Source organism: Variovorax sp. 01T439_2, assembly GCF_056398445.1.
The window spans coordinates 1-1,677 of the sequence record NZ_JBFTPJ010001126.1 but is presented as its reverse complement, the minus strand read 5'-3'; the positions used below and the strand labels follow the sequence as shown (position 1 = coordinate 1,677).

Sequence of the window (1,677 nt, the reverse complement as noted above, 5' to 3'; positions counted from 1 at the left end):
GAACAACCCTCACCCCGGCTCTCTCCCCGAGGGGAGAGGGAGAAATCAGAAGAAGGCAGAGGAAGAGATTCCATGAGCATCGAAATCCGCAACATCAGCAAGCAGTTCGGCGACTTCCGCGCACTGAACAACGTGAACCTCGACGTCGAGTCGGGCGAGCTCGTCGCGCTGCTCGGTCCCTCGGGCTGCGGCAAGACCACGCTGCTGCGCATCATCGCGGGGCTGGAGACGGCCGACACCGGCAGCATTCTCTTTTCGGGCGAGGACACCACCGACGTGCATGTGCGCGAACGCCAGGTGGGCTTCGTGTTCCAGCACTACGCGCTGTTCCGCCACATGACGGTGTTCGAGAACGTCGCGTTCGGCCTGCGCGTGAAGCCGCGCAAGGAGCGCCCGAGCGACGCGCAGATCAGGCAGAAAGTGACCGACCTGCTCAAGCTGGTGCAGCTCGACTGGCTGGCCGACCGCTATCCTTCGCAGCTCTCGGGTGGCCAGCGGCAGCGCATCGCATTGGCGCGCGCGCTGGCGGTGGAACCCAAGGTGCTGTTGCTCGACGAACCCTTCGGCGCGCTCGACGCCAAGGTGCGCAAGGAACTGCGCCGCTGGCTGCGCCGGCTGCATGACGAGCTGCACGTCACCTCGATCTTCGTCACGCACGACCAGGAAGAAGCGCTCGAAGTGGCCGACCGCGTGGTGGTCATCAACAAGGGCCGCATCGAGCAGGTCGGCTCGCCGCAGGAGGTGTGGGACCAGCCCGCGAGCCCGTTCGTCTACGGCTTCCTGGGCGATGTGAACCTGTTCCACGGCCGGGCCGACAACGGCGCGGTGCAGCTCGACGGCATGCGCCTGGACTCGCCTGAACACAGCGGCGCGCGCGACGCCAAGGCCATGGCCTATGTGCGCCCGCACGACCTCACCGTGGAGCGCTACACCGCCGGCGCCACCGGCATCGTGGCCACCCTGTCGCGCGCCATCGTGGTCGGCCCGATCGCGCGGCTGGAACTTGAGCCCACCGAAACGAATCCAGATAATCCGGGCTCCGGAACCATCATCGAGGCGCAACTCCCTGCGCAACAGTTCCGTGAACTGGGCCTGCACGAGGGCGACACGGTCGTCGCCACGCCGCGCAAGGCCCGGGTGTTCGTAGAAGAAGATTGGGTTTCCCCTTGATCGATTGGTACTTCGGCGCGCCGCGCCGCGCGTATGGGCTGATCTGCCTGGCCTGCGTCCTGATGCTGGCCTTCGGGCTCTACCTGCAGCACGTGGTCGGCCTCGAGCCGTGCCCCATGTGCATCGTGCAGCGCTATGCGCTGGTGCTGGTGGCGCTCTTCACCGGCCTGGCCGGCGTGTTCAGGAGCCGCGGCCTGCAGGCCACGGGCGGTGTGCTGGCGCTGGTGGCAGCGGCCGGCGGCGCCTACACGGCGGCGGCTCAAAGCTGGCTCCAGTGGAACCCGCCCGAGGTCGTGACCTGCGGGCGCGACCTCTACGGAATGATCGAGACCTTTCCGCTCAAGCGGGCGCTGCCGATGATCTTCCGCGGCGGCGGCGACTGCTCGAAGGTCGACTGGTCGCTGTTCGGCCTGACGCTGGCGAACTGGTCGTTCATTGCCTTCGTGGTGCTGGCGGTCCTGCTGCTCGTGCTGCTTTTTCGCCGGCCCGCGGCGCGCTAGCTAGAGC

The 1,677-nt window shown here is 67.2% G+C and carries 2 protein-coding genes; both read left to right on the top strand.

Going from position 1 to position 1,677, the window contains the following annotated elements:
• Positions 1-72 precede the first annotated feature (72 nt).
• Positions 73-1,170, top strand: a complete 1,098-nt coding sequence (locus AC1DOC_RS32680; protein WP_012748060.1) for a sulfate/molybdate ABC transporter ATP-binding protein — start codon at positions 73-75, stop codon at positions 1,168-1,170.
• Positions 1,167-1,670, top strand: coding sequence for a disulfide bond formation protein B (locus tag AC1DOC_RS32675; RefSeq protein WP_278874385.1), 504 nt, complete (start codon positions 1,167-1,169; stop codon positions 1,668-1,670). Before AC1DOC_RS32680 ends, AC1DOC_RS32675 begins: the two co-directional genes overlap by 4 nt.
• Positions 1,671-1,677: the final 7 nt, after the last annotated feature.